The organism is Rubrivivax gelatinosus (assembly GCF_004340905.1).
Lineage (GTDB): Bacteria > Pseudomonadota > Gammaproteobacteria > Burkholderiales > Burkholderiaceae_C > Rubrivivax > Rubrivivax gelatinosus.
The window spans coordinates 154,685-174,596 of the sequence record NZ_SLXD01000003.1; the positions used below are offsets into that span (position 1 = coordinate 154,685).

Genomic DNA, 19,912 nt, shown 5'->3' on the forward strand with positions numbered 1-19,912 from the left:
CCCCAAGGGGGCCGTCCGCCGACGGCCCGGCAAAGCCGGGCCGTGGCGGGAAGCTTGATCGCGCACGCCGTCTCGGCCGCGCGCGCTCGCTGACATCGTTCTTTCGACGTTGCTTGGCACGATGCTCCTTCCTTGGACCGAGCATGCGTGAAAGTCCCGGTGACCTTGTCACGGTTCTGTCGCGCGGCGTTCATAAACTGCTGTCATGGCCGACGACACGAGCGTCGGCGAGGCCTTGCTGGCAATGCCGGCCGCCTCGCCATCCCCGACGCTGCTCAACCGCGAAAGCTCCATCCTCCAGTTCAACCGCCGCGTGCTCGCCCAGGCGCGCCGGCCCGACGTGCCGCTGCTGGAGCGGCTGCGCTACGTCACCATCGTCTCGTCCAACCTCGACGAGTTCTTCGAGGTTCGTTTCGCCGACCTGGCCGAAGCCTCGCGCCGGCCCGGCAGCGGCGTCTCGCGCGACGACCTGGCCGCGGTGGCCACCGCCGCGCACCAGCTGATCGACGAGCAGTACGCGATGCTCAACGACGAGGTCGTGCCCGAGCTGCAGCGCCACGGCATCGTCGTCGTCAACCACGCCGACCGCGACGAGGCCCAGCGCCGCTGGGTGCGCCGCTTCTTCGAGCGCGAGGTTCGGCCGCTGCTGGTGCCGCTGGTGCTCGACCCCAGCCACCCGTTCCCGCTGGTGGCCAACAAGTCGCTGAACTTCATCGCCCGGCTCGGCGGCCGCGACGCCTTCGGGCGCGAGAACTCGATCGCCATCGTCAAGGTGCCGCGCGTGCTGCCGCGCGTGATCCGCATGCCGGCGGCGGTGAGCGGCGGCCGCCAGGCCTTCGTGCTGCTGACCAGCGTCATCCGCGCCCATCTGGAAGAGCTGTTCCCGGGGCGCAGCGTCGAGTCCTTCTCGCAGTTCCGCGTCACGCGCGACTCCGAGCTGGAGTACGACGCGGAGGACGTGACCAACCTGCGCCAGGCGCTGCGCAGCAACCTCAGCAAACGCCACTTCGGCCTGGCCATCCGGCTGGAGGTGGTGCACAGCTGCCCGAAGGAGCTGCACGACTTCCTGCTGCGCCAGCTGCAGCTGCCCGAGTACGCGCTGTACAAGGTCAACGGCCCGGTCAACCTGGCCCGGCTGACCGAGCTGATCGACCAGGCCGGCGCCGACACGCTGCGTTTCCCGCGTTACGAGCCCACCTGGCCGACGGCGGAACTGCCGCCGGGGCGCTCGATCTTCGCCCGGCTGCACGACGGCGACCTCGTGCTGCACCACCCGTTCGAGAGCTTCGATCCGGTCGTGCAGTTCCTGCGCGAGGCGGTCGAGGACCCGGACGTGCTGGCGATCAAGCAGACGATCTACCGCACCGGCAGCCAGAGCGTGCTGATGGACCTGCTGATCGAGGCCGCGCGCCGCGGCAAGGAGGTGATGGCCGTCGTCGAGCTCACCGCCCGCTTCGACGAGGAGGCCAACATCAACTGGGCCGAGCGCCTGGAGGCTGTCGGCGCGCAGGTGGTCTACGGCGTCGTCGGCCTGAAGACCCACGCCAAGCTGATGCTGGTGACGCGCCGCGAACACGGCCGGCTGCGGCGCTACGTGCACCTGTCCACCGGCAACTACAACCCGAAGACCGCGCGGCTGTACACCGACCTGGGCTACCTCAGCACCGACCCCGAGCTGACCGCCGATGCCGACGCGGTCTTCCAGCAGCTCGCCAGCCAGGGCCGCATGCGCACCCGGCGCATGCTGACCGCGCCCTTCGTGCTGCACCGCACCTTGATCCGCCACATCGCCCAGGTCGCCGAGGCGGCGCGTGCGGGGCGCCCGGCGCGCATCGTCGCCAAGGTCAACGCGCTGACCGACCCGGGGCTGATCGGCGCGCTGATGGAAGCCGGCCGCGCCGGCGCGAGGATCGACCTCGTCGTGCGCGGCGCCTGCATGCTGCCGCCGGGCGTGCCGGGGCACACCGACACCATCCGCGTGCGTTCGGTCGTCGGCCGCTTCCTCGAACACACCCGCGTGCTGTACTTCCGCTGGGGCGAGGGCGACGACGACGAGATCCTGTACCTGTCCAGCGCCGACTGGATGAGCCGCAACATGTTCCGCCGCATCGAGCTGGCCTGGCCGGTGCGCGACAAGGCGCTGCGCCAGCGCATCATCGACGAGGCGCTCGTGCCCTACCTGCACGACGAGCTCGACGCCTGGACGCTGGACGCCGACGGCGAGTACCGGCGCGTCGCCGAGGCCGGCCTCAGCGCCCAGCAGGCGCTGATGCAGCGCTACCGCTGAACGGGGGCCGCACGATGGACCTGATCCTCTGGCGCCACGCCGAAGCCTTCGACGCACGCGAGGGCCAGGACGACCTGGAACGCGAGCTGACACCCAAGGGCGAGCGCCAGGCGCGGCGTGTCGCCGAGTGGCTCAACCGCCAGATGCCGGCAGGCGCACGTGTGCTCGCCAGCCCCGCGCGGCGCGCCCAGCAGACGGCCGCGGCGCTGGAGCGGCGCGTGAAGACGGTGGCCGCGCTGGCGCCCGACGCCTCGGTCGAGTCGCTGCTGCACGTGGCGCGCTGGCCCGAGGCGCGCGAGCCGGTGCTGGTCGTCGGCCACCAGCCGATCCTGGGCCTGACCGCAGCGCTGCTGCTGTCCGGCGAGATCCAGCCCTGGGCGGTGCGCAAGGCCGGCGTCTGGTGGCTGCGCTCTCGGGAGCGCGGCGACACGATGCAGGTCGTGCTGCACGCCGTCGTAGGGCCCGAGGCGCTGTAGGCCCGGTCCCGGCGCGCCGCGGTCAGCGCGGCAGCAGCAGCTTGCGCGGGCCCGAGCGGGCCCAGGTCTGGGCCTCCTCCTCCAGCAGGAAGACGGTGCGCGGGTGCGCCTTGGCCCAGGCGGCGTCGTAGTCCAGCACGGCGTCGCGGCCGCGCACGCGCAGCGCCAGCGCCCTGGCGTCGACGTCGGCACGTGCATGGCACTTGATCGACGCCAGACGCAGGCACATGACCTGCCAGCCCAGCAGTTCGCTGGCCAGCGCGTCCTCGATCTTGCGCAGGCCGCCGCGCTGGCCCAGCACGAGCTGGCCGACGCGCCGCTGCTGGCTCTGCGAGAAGCCCGGAGCATCGACATGCGCCAGCAGGTAGGCGCTGTGGCGGTGGTGGTCGTGGTGCGAGACCATCAGCCCGATCTCGTGCAGGTCGCAGGCCCAGCCGAGTTCGCGCCGGGCCTCGGCGTCGGCCTGCGGCATCACGCCGTCGAACAGCGCCAGCGCCACCGTGGCCACGCGTCGCGCCTGGCGCACGTCGACGTCAAAGCGGCGCTGCAGCTCGTGCACCGAGGCGTCGCGCATGTCGCTCGGGTGGCTGCGCTTGAGTCCCGCCAGGCGCTCGTGCAGGTCGACGACGACGCCCTGGCGCAGCGCGCCCTTGGCCGGCCACAGCGTGGCGATGCCGAAGTTCTCGGCCAGCGTCTGCAGGATCGCCAGCCCGCCGGGGATGACGGCGCGGCGCTCGGGCTTGAGCCCGGGCAGCTCGAGCCGGTCGACGTGGCCGGCGGCGATGCAGCGCTGTTCCAGCCAGGCCAGGCCCTCGGGCGTGATGCGGCCGTCGCTGACGCCGCTGGCCGCGAGGATCTGCGACACCGCGCCGGCAGTGCCCGAGGAGCCCAGCGCCTGCTGCCAGTGGCGCGACGAGAACGGCTCCATCGCCTCCTCGAGTTCGGCTCCGGCGGCCACGCGCGCGGCGCGGAAGGCTTCGGCATCGATGCGGCCGTCGCCGAAGAAACGCAGCGACAGGCTGACGCAGCCCACCGCGAAGGACTCGGCGCGTACCGGCGTGCGGCCGCGGCCCAGGATCAGCTCGGTCGAACGCCCGCCGATGTCGACGACCAGGCGCGGCTCGTCGGCCGGCTGCAGCTGGGCGACGCCGGCGTAGATCAGCCGTGCCTCCTCGCGCCCGGAGATGACCTCGATCGTGTGGCCCAGTGCCTCCTGGGCGCGCAGCAGGAAGGCGTCGCGGTTGCGCGCTTCGCGCAGCGTCTGCGTCGCCACCGCGCGCACCTGCGCCGGCGCGAAGCCGGTCAGGCGCGCGGCGAAGCGCCGCAGGCAGTCCAGGCCACGCTGCACCGCTTCTTCGGTCAGCAGGCCCTGGTCGTCGAGGCCCGCGCCGAGGCGGACCATGTCCTTGTAATAGTCACTGCGGCGATAGCGCCCGCGCTGGACCTGTGCGATCTCGAGACGGAAGCTGTTGGAGCCCATGTCGACCGCGGCCAGCGGCAGGTCGGGCGTGGTGATGTCGGCCATGGGCCGATTGTGCAAGAGGGCTCTCGCGGCACCGTGACGGCGTTCCTAGAATCGCCTCGACTTGTTGGAGGTCAAGGAGGCGAACATGCAGCAAGCCGAGTTCGATTCCCTGGTGTCGCCGCGCGACCCCAGCCGGCGCGACTTCGTGCGCACCGCCGTCGGCGGCAGTTTCGCCGCTGCGGTGCTGCCGGTGGCGGCGCAGACCGTCATCACCACCGACAGTGCCGGCCTCGTATCCGGCGAGGTCACGATCCCCGTCGGCGACTTGCGCATGCCGGCCTACCGCGCCGCGCCGGCGAACCGCCCGAACGCGCCGCTGGTGCTGGTCGTCAGCGAGATCTTCGGCGTGCACGCGCACATCGCCGACGTCGCGCGGCGCCTGGCCAAGGCCGGCTACTTCGCCGTCGCGCCGCAGCTCTTCGTGCGCCAGGGCGATGCCGGGGCCTACACCGACATCCCGCGCCTGATGAGCGAGGTGGTCTCCAAGGTGCCCGACGAGCAGGTGATGCGCGACCTCGACGCGACTGTGGCCTGGGCGGGCGGGCAGGGCGCCGACACGACCAAGGCCGGCATCACCGGCTTCTGCTGGGGCGGGCGCATCACCTGGCTGTACGCCGCGCACAGCCCGCAGATGAAGGCCGGCGTCGCCTGGTACGGGCGGCTGGTCGGCGACAAGACCGCGCTGCAACCGATGCAGCCGGTGGAGCTGGCGTCACAGCTGCGTGCGCCGGTGCTGGGCCTGTACGGTGGCCAGGACGGCGGCATCCCGCTGGACAGCGTCGAACGCATGAAGGCCGCGCTGGCCGGCGGCAGCGTGGCGGCGAAGCAGTCGCGTTTCGTCGTCTACCCCGAAGCCGGCCACGCCTTCCACGCCGACTACCGGCCCAGCTACCGCGCCGACGCGGCCCAGGACGGCTGGAAACGCACGCTGGCCTGGTTCGCCGAGCACGGCGTGGCCTGATCCAGGGCCTCAGGGCTCAGGGCGGCGGCCAGTCCGCGTCGGGCGCACGCGGCGCCTCGGCCGGCGGTGCGGTCGGCGCCAGCACCGGCGGCGGCACGTCGATCGCACGCTGCACGAAGGCGTCGACCAGCTTGTCGGCGATCTTGTCGAACACCGGGCCGGCCATGCGCGTCATCACCACGCTGTCGAACTCGTAGTCGAGCAGGAAGTTCACCTTGCAGGCGTCCTCGGCCAGCACCTTGAGCTGCCACTCGCCGTAGAAGCGGCGGAACGGCCCGCGCTCGAGGTGGATGGCCATGAATTCCGGCCGCCGCTTGGGGTTGCGCGTGCGGATCTCGAAGCCCACGCCCTTGAAGCGGATGCTGATGTCGGCCGAGACCACGCTGTCGTCGCGCACGAGGATGGTCGCGCCCGAGCACCAGGGCAGGAAGGCCGGGTAGTGCTCGGCACCTTCGATCAGGTCGAAGAGGTGGCTGGCCGGGCGGGCCACCAAGGCGCTGCGGCGGACCTGCACGCCCTAGGCCCGGACGGTGTGCTCGCCCGTCATCGGGCGATCATCGAGCCGAGCAGGGCGCCGGCGGACAGCAGCGCGGCGAACCACAGCTCCAGGCGGAAGGTGCGGAACAGGATCTCGTTGAAGGCGATGCCGCGCGGGCAGTGCACGAAGTCGCGGCGCAGCTGCAGTGTCGAGGGCAGCAGCCCCAGCGGCAGCAGCAGCGTCCAGGACTGCGACAGCATCGCCATCGGCACGAGCAGCACGAACGGCAGCAGCAGCAGCACGGTGTACAGCGCCACCGAGCCCGCTTCGCCGAAGGTCACGGCGAAGGTGCGCCGGCCGACGAGCCGGTCGTGCGCGATGTCGCGGTGGTTGTTCACCGCCAGCGCCGCCGCCGCCACCGAGCCCAGCGCCACCGAGGCGAGCACGGTGACGAGGCCGAAGCTGCCGGTCAGCACCCAGTCGGTGCCGACGACGGCGATCAGGCCGAAGAAGACGAAGACCGTCAGCTCGCCGAACGGTGTGTAGGCGATCGGCTTGGGGCCGCCCATGTAGGCCAGCGCGGCCAGCAGCGACGCGACACCGATGGCCAGCACCGGCCAGCCACGGTAGGCGACGAGCGCGATGCCCAGCGCCGCGGCCAGCAGCGCCGCGACGACGATGCCGGCACGCACGTGGCGCACGCTCAGCCAGCCGTTGGCCGTGGCACGTGGCAGGCCGGTGCGCGTGCCGGTGCTTTCGCCGCCGCGCACCGTGTAGCCGACGTCGTTCTGCATGTTGGTGATCACCTGCATCAGCAGCGCGGCGCCGAGCACCAGCAGCGCGGCGATCATGTCGATCGCGCCGGTGCGGTCGAAGCCCAGCGTCGCGCCGACGAGCACCGGGCTCACGGCCACCGGCAGCGTGCGCGGCCGCACGGCGACGGCCCACGCCTCGATCGATCCGGTGCGGACCGCGCGCGTGCTGTTCACCGTGGCTCTCTCTCCGGGCATGTACGCGGTCTCCGTGCGGGCAGGGGAAAACGAGGATCCGATTGTCCGCGTCGCGGGGCGACGCGCTGCTTGTGCAACATCAAGCGGTGCCGGAAGGCCCGGCCGCGGCCGGGCGCGTGCCGATGTGCACGCTGGCGATGCCGAAGCTGAGGTCGTGCCAGCGCACCTGCTCGAAGCCGGCTTCGCCGATCATCGCCGCGAAACGCGGCTGGTCGGGGAAGCGCCGGATCGACTCGACGAGGTAGGTGTAGGCCTCGGGCGAGTTCGCGATCCACGCGCCCAGACGCGGAATCACGGTGAACGAGAACAGGTTGTAGAACGGCCTGAGCCACCACGCCGGGGTCGAGAACTCCAGGCACAGGAAACGGCCGCCGGGCTTGAGCACGCGGTGGATCTCGCGCAGCGCGACGTCGATGCGCGTGGCGTTGCGGATGCCGAAGGAGATCGTCAGCGTGTCCACCGAGGCGTCGGCCAGCGGCAGCTGCTCGGCGCTGCCGACCAGCCATTCGACGTGCGCGTGGCCGCGCGCCTGGCCGACGGCCATCATCTCGGCGCTCGGGTCGACGACGGTCACGCGGCGGTCGGCGGCGGCCATCAGCGCGGCGACGTCGCCGGTGCCGCCGGCCAGGTCGACGATGTGCTGGCCGGCCTGCGGCGCGGCCATGCGCACGAAACGACGCTTCCAGAGCCGGTGGATGCCCAGGCTCATCAGGTCGTTCATCAGGTCGTAGCGCGCCGCCACGGCGCTGAAGACGCGGCGGATGCGCTGCTCGCGCTCGCGTTCGTCCACGCTCTGATAGCCGAAACTGCGCGACAGCGGCGTGGGTTCGTTCATGGGTGTTGGCAGGCCTCGGCCGAGGCGGGTGTCAGGTGGGCTCGACACTTTAACTGCGCCGTCGAATGCCCGTCGGACGCGGCCCATCCCGTTGACCTGTGTCAACCGGCGGGTCGTGCGCCCGACTAAGGTTCGCCCCAACGTCAGGCTCGAACCCACTGCGGCGTTCGAGACGTCTTCATGAGAACGCCTTCCCCATCAGACGACAGCACCGGCGATCGTCCTCCGGCCAGCGTGCTGAAGATCACCAAGCTCGACGCCGGCGCGTCGATGTGCTGGCAGCCGACGCCGGCGACGAATCCGCTCGTGCAGGGCATGCCGCCCGGCGGCGCCGCATCGGCGCGTGCGCTCTACGACGCGGCGCTGCAGGCGCTGGCCGCGCGCCCGGACGAGCCCGTGGCCGTGTCCACGCGCGTGCCGTTCTGCGCCGCGCACTGCTTCTGCTGCGACCGCGACATCCGCGCCGCGCAGCCCGACGAGATCATCGACGACTACGTCAGCGGCCTGGTCGAGGAGATCCGCGAGGTCGCGCAGGCGATCGGCGGGCGCCGTGAACTGCTGCAGTTCCACCTCGGCGGCGGCACGGCCAGCGAGCTGACCGGCTCGCAGCTTGCGCGCCTCGTGCAGGCGATGCAGTCGGTCTGGCGTATGCCGGCGGACATCGACATGTCCTGCGAATGCGACCCGCGCCGCGTCAGCCAGACCATGTTCGAGGTGCTGCGCGGGCTGGGTTTCCGCCGTGTCTCGCTGGGTGTGCTCGACCTCGACCCGAACGTGCAGCAGGCCATCGGCCGGCGCCAGTCGGCGGCGCTGATCGACGACGTCTGCGAACTCGCACGTTCGGCGGGCATCGAGTACATCAATCTCGACCTGATGATCGGCCTGCCGCGCCAGACCATGGCCAGCTGGTGCGCCACCGTCGAACGGCTGATCGCGATGGGCCCCGAGCGCATCCGCCTGGCGCGCTACCACCATCGGCCCTGGCACGCGCCGGCGCAGGTGGCGATCGACACCGAGTCGCTGCCGTCGCCGGCGCTGATGGCCGAACTCGCGCGTGCCAGCGCCGAGATGCTGCGCAACGCCGGTTACCGCTGGATCGGCGCCGACCAGTTCGTGCTCGAGCACGACGAACTCTCGCGCGCGATGGACGACGGCCGCCTGCGCCGCAGCCTGATCTCCTATACCGCCGCGCCGGCCACGCCGATGATCGGCCTGGGCGTCGGAGCGGTCGGCGAGATCGACGGCTCGATGTTCTGGAACGACGGCTCGCAGGCCGCATGGCGCAACGCGCTGCGCCATCAGCACCTGCCGGTGGCGCAGGCGCGGCCGGCCACGCCCGAGCGTGTGCAGCGCCGCGCCGCGGTCGAGCGCCTGCTGTGCACGCTGGAGCTGCCCGCGGCCGACGCCCGGGGCATCGAGGAAGGTTATGGCCGTCTGGCCGCGCGCGAGGCCGACGGCCTGGTGCGGGTGCTCGACGACCGCATTCTCGTCACCGAGGCCGGGCGCCATGCGCTGCATGCGCTGTGCACCGAACTCGACGAACCCGGCGCACAGCCGGAAGGGAGGTCCGCCCGGTGCGGTTGCTGAACTGGCGCACGGCGGCGGCGTCCTTCGCCGCCGCCGTGGGCCTCGCCTTCGCGCTGGGGCTTCCAGCGCTCGCTCCGTCCGATGCCGATGCGGCCTCCGCCGCAGCGGCCCCCGCAAGCGCCGCTGCGCTGGCGCCCGGCGCCGTGCCCGTGGCGCCGGCCAGCGAGGCGGCGCCCACGCACCGCCCGCTGCGCGACAACCTGCCGCCGCAGCCGCCGAACCCGCAGGAGCCGCTGGTCTTCGGCGGCTACCTCGACGCGCCGGCCTTCAGCGTCGTGCCGCGCAAGCAGCATCTGGCGCTCTACCCCTGCGCCCAGTGCCACAAGGTGCTGCCGCTGAACCGCCAGCCGCGCGCGCTGGTCGCCGCACCGCACGTCGCGTCGCTGCCGCACGGCCGCGGCCGCATGTGGTGCCTGGACTGCCACGTCGCGGAAGACCGCGACTGGTTGCGCACCGTCGATGGCCGGCGTGTGGACTTCGACCAGTCGCAGCTCGTCTGCGGCCAGTGCCACGGCCCGCGCCACCGCGACTGGGCCTTCGGCGCGCACGGCAAACGTGCCGCCAACTGGCAGGGTGAACGCCAGATCTACGCCTGCACCCACTGCCACGACGCGCACGACCCCAAGATCCCGCCGCGCGAGGCCGCGCCGCCGCCGCCGGTGCGTGCCGGCCTCGAACGCCCGGCGCTGACGCCGGCGCACGCCGCGCCGCCCTGGCAGCGCGCGGCTTCCGGAGCCCGATGATGAGCCGCCAGCCCGATTCCGATCCGCCCGCAGGCGAGGGCGCAGGCTTCAGTGCCTTCCGCCGCCGATTCCTCGCCGGCGTCGCCACCGCCGGCGGCGCCGTCGCCACCGCCCAGGCCACCGGCGCCTGGGGCGGCCAGACGCTGCAGGACGCCATGGGCAGCCTGCTGCAGGACCACTACCAGCGCATGTCGAAGGACGAGATCCACGCCGCGCTGCAGCGCATCGAGCGCAACGCCAGGCGACGCTACGGCGTCGACGTGCGCTGCGAGGACGTGCCGCCGCTGCCCGACACCGTCTTCGGCTACGCGCTGAACATCAGCAAGTGCAAGGGCTACCGGGACTGCGTCGAGGCCTGCGTCAAGGAGAACAACCTCGGCCGCGACTCGCAGATGCAGTACATCCGCGTGCTGCAGATGCCCGACGGCACGATGGACCTGGAGAAGGCCGAGCACTACTACGACGCCGGGCAGGTGCCGCAGCCCGGCCACTGGTACCTGCCGGTGCAGTGCATGCAGTGCGACAACCCGCCCTGCGTGAAGGCCTGCCCGACGAAGGCCACCTGGAAGGAGCCTGACGGCATCGTCGTCGTCGACTACGACTGGTGCATCGGCTGCCGCTACTGCATGACGGCCTGCCCGTACTGGGCACGCCACTTCAACTGGACCGAGCCGCAGATCCCGGCGGCCGAGTTCAACCCGAACCTGAACTACCTCGGCAACCGCCCGCGGCCCAAGGGCGTCGTCGAGAAGTGCCACTTCTGCACCCAGCGCACCCGCAAGGGCCGCCAGCCGGCGTGCCAGGAGGCCTGTCCGACCGGCGCACGCGTCTTCGGCAACCTGCTCGACCCGAAAAGCGAGATCCGCTGGGTGCTCGAGCACAAGACCGTCTTCCGGCTGAAGGAAGACCTCGGCACCGAGCCCAAGTTCTGGTACTTCAGCGACGACCGGGTGAGTCCGGCATGAATCCCTCCCGCTTCGTGCTCGACGGCCTGCGCGCGATGGCCTCCGGCGGCGCGGCCTACCGGCGCTGGCTGGGCGCGCTGGCGGCGGTCGTCGCCGCCGGCCTGTTCGCCTACGGCGGCCAGCTGCAGCAGGGCATGGTCGTCACCGGCATGAGCGACCAGGTCTCCTGGGGCTTCTACATCGCCAACTTCGCCTTCCTCGTCGGCATCGCCGCGGCGGCGGTGTTGCTGGTCATCCCGGCCTACCTGTTCCACCGCGCCGACGTGAAGCAGGTCGTCATCTACGGCGAGGCGCTGGCGGTCGCGGCGGTGGTCGCCGCGATGCTGTTCGTCACCGTCGACATCGGCCGGCCGGAACGCATCTGGCACATGCTGCCGCTGGTCGGGCGCTTCAACTGGCCGCAGTCGATGCTGGCCTGGGACGTCGTCGTGCTCGTCGGCTACCTGCTGCTCAACCTCGGGCTGCCGGCCTACGTGCTGCACGCGCGCTGGCGCGGCGAGGAGCCGGTGACGGCGCGCTACTTCCCGGTGGTGATCGTCGCGATCTTCTGGGCGATCTCGATCCACACCGTCACCGCCTTCCTGTTCTCGGCCAACGCCGGGCGGCCGCTGTGGCACAGCGCGCTGCTGGCGCCGCGTTTCATCGCCTCGGCCTTCGCTTCGGGGCCGGCGCTGATCATCCTCGCGCTGCTGGCGCTGCGCCGCTGGGGCGGGCTGGCCGTGAAGCAGACGGTCATCGACTTGCTGGCCGTGGTCATGACGGTGGCGCTGCAGATCAGCCTGTTCTTCGTCGGCGTCGAGCTGTTCACCGACTTCTACAACGAGACCTCGCATGCGGCCTCGATGCGCTACCTGTTCTTTGGGCTGGCCGGGGCCGGCCAGCTGCAGCCGTGGATCTGGGGTGCACTGGCGCTGAACCTCGTGGCGGTGGTGATCCTGTCGATCCACCCGCTGCGGCGCACGCCGAGGCTGCTGGCGCTGGCCTGCGGCCTGGCCTTCCTCGGCATCTGGATCGAGAAGGGGATGGGCCTGGTGGTGCCCGGCTACATCCCGACGCCGCTGGGCGAGATCTTCGAGTACGCGCCGAGCTGGCGCGAGTGGCTGGTGTCCGCTGGCATCTGGGCCTGCGGCGCGCTGGTCTTCACGCTGCTGGCGAAGGCGGCGCTGGCCTTCGACACCGGCCGCGCGCGGGCGCGGCCGGCGGCTGACGTCAAGGCGTCTTGAGGATCCAGTCGATCACGAGCTTGAGATCGGCGTCGCTGATGCGTGCCGGCGGCGTGGGCGTCATCGGCAGCTTGCCGAAGATGCCGACGCTGCCCTTGCGCACGCGTTCGGCCATCAGGGCCGGGGCGCCGGCCTGGCCCTTGTACTTCTTCGCGATCTCCTGATAGCTCGGGCCCAGGCCCTTGGCCGTGGGTTGGTGGCAGACGGCGCAGCCGGCCTTGGTGGCGAGTTCGGCCGGCGTGGCGGCGTGGACTGCGGCAGCGCCGAACACGAGGCCGGCGGCGAGAGCGAGGTGGGAAACAGTGCGGTTCATGCGTTCCATTCGGCCAAAGGGTGCGTGCTAGGGACTTGAGCCTTGTCAGTTCCGCTTTCTTGACAGGGGTCTGCCACCTGTCAAAATCAGTTGACACTTTGGGGTGACATGACGACCTTACAGCGGTGCGCCATCCGGTGCCGGGTCGCCGGAGGAACTCGATGAACACGATCAATCGCATCGAACAGGCGCTGGAGGCGGCCCTCGTCGCCAACGAAGGCGCCGGTTGCCCCCCGAAGCTGGCCGCGGCGATCCGCCACGCCGTCTTCCCGGGCGGCGCGCGCATCCGGCCGCAGCTGTGCATCGCCGTCGCGATGGCCAACGGTGATACCGACCCGGCGCTGGCCGACGCCGCCGCGTCGGCGATCGAACTGATCCACTGCGCTTCGCTGGTGCACGACGACCTGCCGTGCTTCGACGACGCGCCGACGCGCCGCGGCCAGCCGTCGGTGCACAAGGCCTTCGGCGAACGCCTGGCGGTGCTGGCCGGCGACGCGCTGATCGTCACCGCCTTCCAGACCCTGGGTGCCGCCGGCGCCCGCCACCCGCAACGTATGGCGCACGTGCTGCAGACCGTGGCATGCGGCGTCGGCACGCCGCTGGGCATCATCGCCGGCCAGGCCTGGGAGTGCGAACCGCGTGTCGCGCTGTCCGACTACCAGCGTGCCAAGACGGGGGCGCTGTTCGCCGCGGCGACCGCTGCCGGTGCGCAGGCCTCGGGCGGCGACGGCGAGACCTGGCGTGCGCTCGGCGACTGGCTGGGCGAAGCCTATCAAGTGGCCGACGACGTGCGCGACGCGCTCGCCGACCCCGAACAACTGGGCAAGCCGGTCGGCCGCGACGTCGCGCTTGGCCGCCCGAGCTCGGCGATCCAGCACGGCCTGGTCGGCGCCGTCGAACATTTCGAGCGCCTCGTGCAGGGTGCGATCGACGCCATCCCGGAGTGCAAAGGCGCCGGCATGCTGCGCCAGATCGTGCGCATGGAGGCCGAACGCCTGGTGCCCAAGGCCTGGTGCGCCAACATCGAAGCGCTCGCAGAGCGCGCCGCGGTTCGTGCCGCCGAGCGGTCCGCCGCTCCGACCCAGACCGCCTGACCGTTTCTCCCATGGACAGAGCCGAGACGAGGCCGCAGGCCGGGCCGCGCCGTTCCCCGACGCTGGCCGAACGCTTTCGCGACTGGAAACACCGCACGATCGCCCGCCCCGGGTTCCAGAAATGGGCCGCGGCCTTTCCGCTGACGCGCCCGGTGGCGCGCAAACACGCGCGTGAGCTGTTCGACCTGCTGGCCGGCTTCGTGTATTCCCAGATCCTGCTGGCCTGCGTGCGCCTGGGTGTCTTCAAGATGCTGGCCGACGGCCCGCTGCCGCTGGAGACCGTCGCCGAACGCTGCGGGCTGAGCCTGGAGGCCGCGCGCCGCCTGGTTGCCGCAGCCGACTCGCTCGAGCTGCTGGACCTGCAGAGCGGCGACCTCGTCACGCTCGGCCGGCTGGGCGCGCCGCTGGTCGCCAACGAGGCGATCACGGCGATGGTCGAGCACCACGCGACCTTGTACGGCGACCTCACCGACCCGGTGGCGCTGCTGCGCGGCCAGGGTCGCCCGGCGATGGCCGGCTACTGGCCCTATGCCGCCGCCGCCGAGGCCGGCCCGGGCCAGCCCGCGGCGCTGGCCACCGAGAGGGTCGCCGAGTACTCGAAGCTGATGACCGCGTCGCAGCCGCTGGTGGCGCGCGAGGTCATCGCGGCCTACCGCTTCGGCCGCCACAAGGTGCTGATGGACGTCGGCGGTGGCGAGGGCGCTTTCGTGCGCTGCGTCGCGGCCGAGGTTCCGGGTGTCGAGCTGCGGGTCTTCGATCTGCCGGCAGTGGCCGAGCGCGCCAACGAGAACTTCCAGCGCTGGGGCCTGGCCGGCCGTGCCCAGGCCTTCGGCGGCGACTTCTTCGCCGACGAACTGCCGCGTGGTGCCGACGTCATCTCCCTCGTCCGCGTGGCCTTCGACCACCCCGATGAACGGGTGTTGACGCTGTTCAAGAACGTGCGTCGCGCCTTGCCCGACAACGGCACCCTCGTGCTCGCCGAGGCGATGGCCGAGGTGCCGGGTGTCGAGCCGATCGGCGACGCGTACTTCGGTTTCTACCTGCTCGCGATGGGTCGCGGCCGGCCGCGTTCGGCGGCCCGGCTGACGCAGCTGCTGCACGAAGCCGGGTTCGCCAGCGTGCGCCCGCTGCCCACGCACATGCCTTTGCAGGCGGGTGTGCTGGTCGCTCGCTGCACTGCTTAAGGTTTCCTGATCTAAGGCATGTCCAGCCACCTTGACACAGTGGACTGTCAGCTTAAGATGACGTCGTGATGTTGAAGCCGATGAAGCACCGTTTGCCTGCGTGGCCTGTGATGCCACCGATGGCCCGTCCGCTCTCGGCATGGAGGGCTGCATGAAGACTCAAGCCATCGTGCTCGAGCAGCCCGAGCACCTCGTTCTGCGTGAACTCGAACTGACGCCGCCGACCGACGAAGACCTGGTCGTCGACATCGAGTACAGCGGCATTTCCACCGGCACCGAGAAGCTGCTGTGGAGCGGGCGCATGCCGGCCTTCCCCGGCATGGGCTACCCGCTGGTGCCGGGTTACGAATCCGTCGGCCGCGTCGTGCAAGCCGGCGCCAACGCCCACCACAAGGTCGGGGAACGTGTGTTCGTGCCCGGCGCGCTGTGTTACGGCGAGGTGCGTGGCCTGTTCGGCGGTGCCGCTTCGCGTGTTGTCGTCGCCGGCTCGCGCGTCTGCGCGGTCTCCGACTCCCTGGGCGAACAAGCCGTGCTGCTGGCGCTGGCCGCCACCGCCTATCACTCGGTGGCCGGCGGCGGCAAGCGCACGCCCATCGTCGCGCCCGACCTGATCGTCGGTCACGGCGTGCTCGGCCGCCTGCTGGCTCGCATGACCGTCGTTGCCGGCTTCGCGCCGCCGACCGTCTGGGAAACCAATCCGACCCGCGCGCAGGGCGCGACGGGTTACACCGTCGTCCACCCCGACGAAGACCCGCGCCGCGACTACCGCGCGATCTTCGACGTGAGCGGTGACTCCTCCATCCTCGACCGGCTCGTCCAGCGCCTGGCGCGTGGCGGCGAGATCGTGCTGGCGGGCTTCTACACCGAGCCGCTGCACTTCAACTTTGCGCCCGCGTTCATGCGCGAAGCGCAAATCCGGTGCGCCGCCGAATGGCAGCGCCCCGACCTTCTGGCGGTGAAGGAACTGGCCGAAACCGGGCGCCTGTCGCTCGACGGCCTGATCACCCATCACGCCAATCCGTCCCAAGCCGCCGACGCGTACCGCATCGCGTTCGGTGACCCGGACTGCCTGAAGATGGTTCTCGACTGGAGCAGTACCCGATGAGTCAGACCACCTCGCCAGTCATCCTGATGCGCGACGAGCGCCTGAAGGACGAGGCAGCGATCGAGCCCGATGCGGTGTCCACGAATCCGGTGACCAAGACCACGCAGATCATCGCGATCTACGGCAAGGGCGGCATCGGCAAGAGTTTCACGCTTGCCAACCTGAGCTACATGATGGCTCAGCAGGGCAAGAAGGTCCTGCTGATCGGCTGCGACCCGAAGAGCGACACGACCAGCCTGCTGTTCGGCGGCAAGGCCACGCCGACGATCATCGAGACCAGCTCGAAGAAGAAGCTGGCCGGCGAGGCCGTCTCGATCGGCGACGTCTGCTTCAAGCGCGACGGCGTCTTCGCGATGGAGCTCGGCGGCCCCGAGGTCGGCCGCGGCTGCGGCGGGCGCGGCATCATCCACGGCTTCGAAACCCTGGAGAAGCTCGGCTTCCACGACTGGGGCTTCGACTACGTGCTGCTCGACTTCCTCGGCGACGTGGTCTGCGGCGGCTTCGGCCTGCCGATCGCGCGCGACATGTGCCAGAAGGTCATCGTCGTCGGCAGCAACGACCTGCAGTCGCTCTACGTCGCCAACAACGTCTGCAGCGCGGTCGAGTACTTCCGCAAGCTCGGCGGCAACGTCGGCGTCGCCGGCATGGTGATCAACAAGGACGACGGCACGGGGGAGGCCCAGGCCTTCGCCGCCAACGTCGGCATCCCGGTGCTGGCCGCGATCCCCGCCAACGAGGACATCCGCCGCAAGAGCGCCGCCTACGAGATCGTCGCCCGTCCGGGCACGACCTGGGGCCCGCTGTTCGAGCAGCTCGCGACCAACGTCGCCGAGGCGCCGCCGGTGCGCCCGACGCCGCTGTCGCAGGACGCGCTGCTGGGTCTGTTCTCCTCGGAGACCACCGGCCGTGACGTCGTGCTCGAGCCTGCCACGGTGCAGGACATGCTCGGCAAGGACGAGATCGTCCGCCCGACGCTCGAAGTCGTCTACGACGCCGCCTGAGACCCGCGATGAGCGAGCAACACGTCTCCAATCCTGGTGCGCCCGTGGCCGACGACGGCCTGGGCTGCCACGCGGGTCGGGAACAGATGCTGGCCGCGGCCGCCGCTTCGGGCAACGGCGAGATGCTGCAGCAGTACGCCCGCGACTACCCGATGCCCGAAGGCGCCGGCCCGCACGACCAGCCGCAGAGCATGTGTCCGGCCTTCGGCTCGCTGCGTGTCGGCCTGCGCATGCGCCGCACCGCGACCGTGCTGTCCGGTTCGGCCTGCTGCGTCTACGGCCTGAGCTTCACCGCCCACTTCTACGGCGCGCGGCGCTCGATCGGCTACGTGCCGTTCAGCAGCGAGACGCTGGTCACCGGCAAGCTGTTCGAGGACATCCGCGAGGCCGTCCACAAGCTCGCCGACCCGAAGCAGTACGACGCCGTGGTCGTCATCAATCTGTGCGTGCCCAGCGCCTCGGGCGTGCCGCTGCGCCTGCTGCCCAAGGAAATCGACGGCGTGCGCATCATCGGCATCGACGTGCCGGGTTTCGGCGTGCCCACGCATGCAGAGGCGAAGGACGTGCTCGCCGGCGCGATGCTGCGCGTCGCGCGTGGCGAAGCCGAAGCCGGCCCGGTGGCCGCGCCGCGCGGCGGCGTCAGCGAGAAGCCGACCGTCACGCTGCTCGGCGAGATGTTCCCGGCCGACCCGGTGGGCATCGGCATGATGCTCGAGCCGATGGGTCTGGCCGCCGGTCCGGTGGTGCCGACGCGTGAATGGCGCGAGCTGTATGCCGCGCTGGACTGCGCCGCCGTCGCCGCGATCCACCCGTTCTACACCGCCAGCGTGCGCGAGTTCGAGACCGCGGGTCGCCCCGTTGTCGCTTCCGCCCCGGTGGGCCACGACGGCACCGAAGCTTGGCTGCAGGCCGTCGGCCGCGCCTGCAACGTGCCGCAGGCGATGATCGACGCGTCGAAGAACAAGTGGCTGCGGGCCATCAAGGGTGCGCTGGCCGCCACGCCGATCAAGGGCCGTGTCGTCGTCTCCGGCTACGAAGGTTCCGAACTGCTGGTGGCGCGCCTGCTCGTCGAGAGCGGCGCCGAGGTGCCCTACGTCGGCACCGCCTGCCCGAAGACGCCCTGGAGCGCGCCCGACCTGGAATGGCTGCAGGCGCGCGGCGTGCACGTGCAGTACCGCGCCTCGCTCGAGCAGGACATCGCCGCGGTGCGTGAATGCCGCCCCGACCTGGCGATCGGCACCACCCCGGTCGTGCAGGCCGCCAAGCAGGCGACGATCCCCGCCCTGTACTTCACGAACCTGATCTCCGCGCGCCCGCTGATGGGCCCCGCCGGTGCCGGTTCGCTGGCGCAGGTCATCAACGCGGCGATCGCCAACAAGTCGCGCTTCCAGCAGATGCGCGAGTTCTTCGGCGACGTCGGCACCGGCGACAACGCCGGGGTCTGGGAAGACGTGCCGCAGATGCGCCCCGAATTCCGGGCCGACACGCGCCGTCAGGTCATCAAGCTCCAGAAGCGCCGCAAGGCCGAGGAGATGATCTGATGTACGTGATCGACCACGACCGCGCGGGCGGCTACTGGGGCGCGGTGTACGTGTTCACCGCGATCAAGGGGCTGCAGGTCGTCATCGACGGCCCGGTGGGCTGCGAGAACCTGCCCGCCACCGCCGTGCTGCACTACACCGACGCGCTGCCGCCGCACGAGCTGCCGATCGTCGTCACCGGCCTGGGCGAACAGGAACTGGGTCGCGATGGCACCGAAGGCGCGATGAAGCGCGCCCACGCGGCGCTCGACCCGGACCTGCCGGCCGTCGTCGTCACCGGCTCGATCGCCGAGATGATCGGCGGCGGCGTCACGCCCGAAGGCACGACGATCCAGCGTTTCCTGCCGCGCACGATCGACGAAGACCAGTGGCAATGCGCCAACCGCGCGATGTTCTGGCTGTGGAGCGAGTACGGCCTGCGCAAGATCCCGCAGCGCGTGCCGTTCGAGCAGCGCCCGGCCGGCGAGAAGCCGCGCGTGAACATCATCGGCCCGAGCTACGGCAGCTTCAACATGCCGAGCGACCTGGCCGAGATCCGCCGCCTGGTCGAAGGCATCGGCGCCGAAGTGAACATGGTGTTCCCGCTCGGCAGCCACCTGGCCGACGTGGCCAAGCTGGTCGACGCCGACGTCAACGTCTGCATGTACCGCGAGTTCGGCCGCATGCTGTGCGAGGCGCTGGAGCGCCCGTACCTGCAGGCGCCGATCGGCATGCACAGCACGACCGCGTTCCTGCGTGAACTCGGCCGCCTGCTGAACCTCGACCCCGAGCCCTTCATCGAGCGCGAGAAGCACACCACGCTCAAGCCGATCTGGGACCTCTGGCGCTCGGTCACGCAGGACTTCTTTGGCACCGCCAACTTCGGCATCGTCGCCGGCGAGACCTACGCACGCGGCGTGCGTCACTTCCTCGAGGACGAGCTGGGCCTGCCGTGCAACTTCGCCGTCGCCCGCAAGGCCGGCGAGAAGACCGACAACGAGAGCGTGCGCGAGATGGTGCACACGAAGACGCCGCTGGTGCTCTTCGGCAGCTACAACGAGCGCATGTACCTGGCGGAAACGACGTCGGGCCATGGGCCGAAGCCGGCCTACATCCCGGCCTCGTTCCCGGGCGCGATCATCCGCCGCCACACCGGCACGCCCTTCATGGGCTACGCCGGCGCGACCTACCTGGTGCAGGAGTTCTGCAACGCGCTGTTCGACGCGCTGTTCAACATCCTGCCGCTGGGCACGGAGCTCGATCGCATCGACGCGACGCCGTCGCGCCGCGGCGACTCCAAGCCCTGGGACGACGAGGCCCAGCAGGTGCTGCGCGACTACGTCGCACGCCAGCCGGTGCTCGTCCAGATTTCCGCTGCCAAGCAGCTGCGCGATCGCGCCGAACGCGAAGCCGGCGCCGCCGGCGAGGAACGCGTCACCGCGATCCGCGTGCGCCAGTTGCTCGGCCAGAAGGAGCCCGCGTGATCAAGGGCTTCGTTCAAAGTTTCCTGTCCGCGATCAGTGGACAAACCGAATGTCGTGGCACTCTGCCGCGGCTGCCCACCGTGCGCGGGTCTTGTGCGCACGCGGCCATCTGGCCGCTTAT

At 70.9% G+C, this 19,912-nt stretch carries 18 protein-coding genes; 13 read left to right on the forward strand and 5 right to left on the reverse strand.

The window, feature by feature from the left end:
* Window positions 1-205: 205 nt before the first annotated feature.
* On the forward strand, window positions 206-2,287 hold the full coding sequence (gene ppk1 / locus EV684_RS06245; RefSeq protein ID WP_132645348.1) for a polyphosphate kinase 1: 2,082 nt from the start codon (window positions 206-208) through the stop codon (window positions 2,285-2,287).
* A 14-nt stretch (window positions 2,288-2,301) separates the two neighbouring features.
* Complete coding sequence (locus tag EV684_RS06250; protein WP_132645349.1) at window positions 2,302-2,763, forward strand: SixA phosphatase family protein; 462 nt, start codon at window positions 2,302-2,304, stop codon at window positions 2,761-2,763.
* Between the two features lie 22 nt (window positions 2,764-2,785).
* Here the strand turns inward: EV684_RS06250 and ppx are convergent, their stop codons facing one another.
* Window positions 2,786-4,288 carry an exopolyphosphatase gene (gene ppx, locus EV684_RS06255; RefSeq protein WP_132645350.1) on the reverse strand — a complete coding sequence of 501 codons (1,503 nt, stop codon included), beginning with the start codon at window positions 4,286-4,288 and terminating at the stop codon, window positions 2,786-2,788.
* Between the two features lie 85 nt (window positions 4,289-4,373).
* Between ppx and EV684_RS06260 the strand changes: the two genes are divergently transcribed.
* A complete protein-coding gene (locus EV684_RS06260) occupies window positions 4,374-5,249 on the forward strand; it encodes a dienelactone hydrolase family protein (RefSeq protein WP_132645351.1) in 876 nt (291 codons plus the stop codon).
* Between the two features lie 16 nt (window positions 5,250-5,265).
* Here the strand turns inward: EV684_RS06260 and EV684_RS06265 are convergent, their stop codons facing one another.
* The 3 genes from EV684_RS06265 to ubiE form a co-directional block, all read right to left on the reverse strand.
* On the reverse strand, window positions 5,266-5,739 hold the full coding sequence (locus tag EV684_RS06265; protein WP_243651071.1) for a type II toxin-antitoxin system RatA family toxin: 474 nt from the start codon (window positions 5,737-5,739) through the stop codon (window positions 5,266-5,268).
* A 53-nt stretch (window positions 5,740-5,792) separates the two neighbouring features.
* Window positions 5,793-6,716 (reverse strand): 1,4-dihydroxy-2-naphthoate octaprenyltransferase, encoded by a 924-nt coding sequence (menA, locus tag EV684_RS06270; RefSeq protein WP_132645353.1) that lies wholly within the window; start codon window positions 6,714-6,716, stop codon window positions 5,793-5,795.
* Between the two features lie 100 nt (window positions 6,717-6,816).
* Window positions 6,817-7,572 (reverse strand): bifunctional demethylmenaquinone methyltransferase/2-methoxy-6-polyprenyl-1,4-benzoquinol methylase UbiE, encoded by a 756-nt coding sequence (gene ubiE / locus EV684_RS06275; RefSeq protein ID WP_132645354.1) that lies wholly within the window; start codon window positions 7,570-7,572, stop codon window positions 6,817-6,819.
* A gap of 180 nt (window positions 7,573-7,752) precedes the next feature.
* On the opposite strand from ubiE, the gene EV684_RS06280 reads away from it, so the two are divergent.
* The 4 genes from EV684_RS06280 to dsrP are packed head-to-tail and all read left to right on the forward strand — an operon-like array spanning window position 7,753 to window position 12,090.
* Window positions 7,753-9,159, forward strand: coding sequence for a coproporphyrinogen-III oxidase family protein (locus EV684_RS06280; RefSeq protein ID WP_132645355.1), 1,407 nt, complete (start codon window positions 7,753-7,755; stop codon window positions 9,157-9,159).
* Window positions 9,147-9,902 (forward strand): cytochrome C, encoded by a 756-nt coding sequence (locus EV684_RS06285; RefSeq protein WP_243651073.1) that lies wholly within the window; start codon window positions 9,147-9,149, stop codon window positions 9,900-9,902. Before EV684_RS06280 ends, EV684_RS06285 begins: the two co-directional genes overlap by 13 nt.
* Entirely contained in the window at window positions 9,902-10,867 is a 966-nt protein-coding gene (locus EV684_RS06290) for a 4Fe-4S dicluster domain-containing protein (RefSeq protein WP_165908407.1), read from the forward strand. The genes EV684_RS06285 and EV684_RS06290 overlap by 1 nt, the downstream gene beginning before the upstream one ends.
* On the forward strand, window positions 10,864-12,090 hold the full coding sequence (gene dsrP / locus EV684_RS06295) for a sulfate reduction electron transfer complex DsrMKJOP subunit DsrP (RefSeq protein ID WP_132645357.1): 1,227 nt from the start codon (window positions 10,864-10,866) through the stop codon (window positions 12,088-12,090). The genes EV684_RS06290 and dsrP overlap by 4 nt, the downstream gene beginning before the upstream one ends.
* On the opposite strand, the gene EV684_RS06300 is transcribed toward dsrP, so the two are convergent.
* A complete protein-coding gene (locus EV684_RS06300) occupies window positions 12,077-12,403 on the reverse strand; it encodes a c-type cytochrome (RefSeq protein ID WP_310733546.1) in 327 nt (108 codons plus the stop codon). The two genes, dsrP and EV684_RS06300, sit on opposite strands and share 14 nt — an antisense overlap.
* A gap of 161 nt (window positions 12,404-12,564) precedes the next feature.
* Here EV684_RS06300 and EV684_RS06305 point away from each other — a divergent pair, with 161 nt between their 5' ends.
* From EV684_RS06305 to bchZ, 6 genes are all read left to right on the forward strand, one after another.
* Entirely contained in the window at window positions 12,565-13,497 is a 933-nt protein-coding gene (locus tag EV684_RS06305) for a polyprenyl synthetase family protein (RefSeq protein ID WP_132645359.1), read from the forward strand.
* 11 nt (window positions 13,498-13,508) lie between these two features.
* Window positions 13,509-14,681, forward strand: coding sequence for a methyltransferase (locus EV684_RS06310; protein WP_132645360.1), 1,173 nt, complete (start codon window positions 13,509-13,511; stop codon window positions 14,679-14,681).
* 151 nt (window positions 14,682-14,832) lie between these two features.
* The gene (gene bchC / locus EV684_RS06315; RefSeq protein ID WP_132645361.1) at window positions 14,833-15,786 is read left to right on the forward strand and encodes a chlorophyll synthesis pathway protein BchC; all 954 of its coding nucleotides are present in this window, start codon (window positions 14,833-14,835) and stop codon (window positions 15,784-15,786) included.
* Window positions 15,783-16,787, forward strand: a complete 1,005-nt coding sequence (locus EV684_RS06320; protein WP_132645362.1) for a chlorophyllide a reductase iron protein subunit X — start codon at window positions 15,783-15,785, stop codon at window positions 16,785-16,787. The genes bchC and EV684_RS06320 overlap by 4 nt, the downstream gene beginning before the upstream one ends.
* 8 nt (window positions 16,788-16,795) lie before the next feature.
* Window positions 16,796-18,328, forward strand: coding sequence for a chlorophyllide a reductase subunit Y (gene bchY / locus EV684_RS06325; protein WP_132645363.1), 1,533 nt, complete (start codon window positions 16,796-16,798; stop codon window positions 18,326-18,328).
* A complete protein-coding gene (bchZ, locus tag EV684_RS06330; RefSeq protein ID WP_132645364.1) occupies window positions 18,328-19,791 on the forward strand; it encodes a chlorophyllide a reductase subunit Z in 1,464 nt (487 codons plus the stop codon). Before bchY ends, bchZ begins: the two co-directional genes overlap by 1 nt.
* Window positions 19,792-19,912 lie beyond the last annotated feature (121 nt).

Bases quoted from the DNA above. Each gene is read 5' to 3' on its own strand.
- bchC (WP_132645361.1), top strand. From the start codon at position 14,833: ATGAAGACTCAAGCCATCGTGCTCGAGCAGCCCGAGCACCTCGTTCTG.
- EV684_RS06300 (WP_310733546.1), bottom strand. From the start codon at position 12,403: ATGAACCGCACTGTTTCCCACCTCGCTCTCGCCGCCGGCCTCGTGTTC.
- bchY (WP_132645363.1), top strand. From the start codon at position 16,796: ATGAGCGAGCAACACGTCTCCAATCCTGGTGCGCCCGTGGCCGACGAC.
- EV684_RS06310 (WP_132645360.1), top strand. From the start codon at position 13,509: ATGGACAGAGCCGAGACGAGGCCGCAGGCCGGGCCGCGCCGTTCCCCG.
- EV684_RS06320 (WP_132645362.1), top strand. From the start codon at position 15,783: ATGAGTCAGACCACCTCGCCAGTCATCCTGATGCGCGACGAGCGCCTG.
- EV684_RS06290 (WP_165908407.1), top strand. From the start codon at position 9,902: ATGAGCCGCCAGCCCGATTCCGATCCGCCCGCAGGCGAGGGCGCAGGC.
- bchZ (WP_132645364.1), top strand. From the start codon at position 18,328: ATGTACGTGATCGACCACGACCGCGCGGGCGGCTACTGGGGCGCGGTG.
- dsrP (WP_132645357.1), top strand. From the start codon at position 10,864: ATGAATCCCTCCCGCTTCGTGCTCGACGGCCTGCGCGCGATGGCCTCC.
- EV684_RS06280 (WP_132645355.1), top strand. From the start codon at position 7,753: ATGAGAACGCCTTCCCCATCAGACGACAGCACCGGCGATCGTCCTCCG.
- ubiE (WP_132645354.1), bottom strand. From the start codon at position 7,572: ATGAACGAACCCACGCCGCTGTCGCGCAGTTTCGGCTATCAGAGCGTG.
- EV684_RS06260 (WP_132645351.1), top strand. From the start codon at position 4,374: ATGCAGCAAGCCGAGTTCGATTCCCTGGTGTCGCCGCGCGACCCCAGC.
- EV684_RS06250 (WP_132645349.1), top strand. From the start codon at position 2,302: ATGGACCTGATCCTCTGGCGCCACGCCGAAGCCTTCGACGCACGCGAG.
- ppx (WP_132645350.1), bottom strand. From the start codon at position 4,288: ATGGCCGACATCACCACGCCCGACCTGCCGCTGGCCGCGGTCGACATG.
- EV684_RS06305 (WP_132645359.1), top strand. From the start codon at position 12,565: ATGAACACGATCAATCGCATCGAACAGGCGCTGGAGGCGGCCCTCGTC.
- ppk1 (WP_132645348.1), top strand. From the start codon at position 206: ATGGCCGACGACACGAGCGTCGGCGAGGCCTTGCTGGCAATGCCGGCC.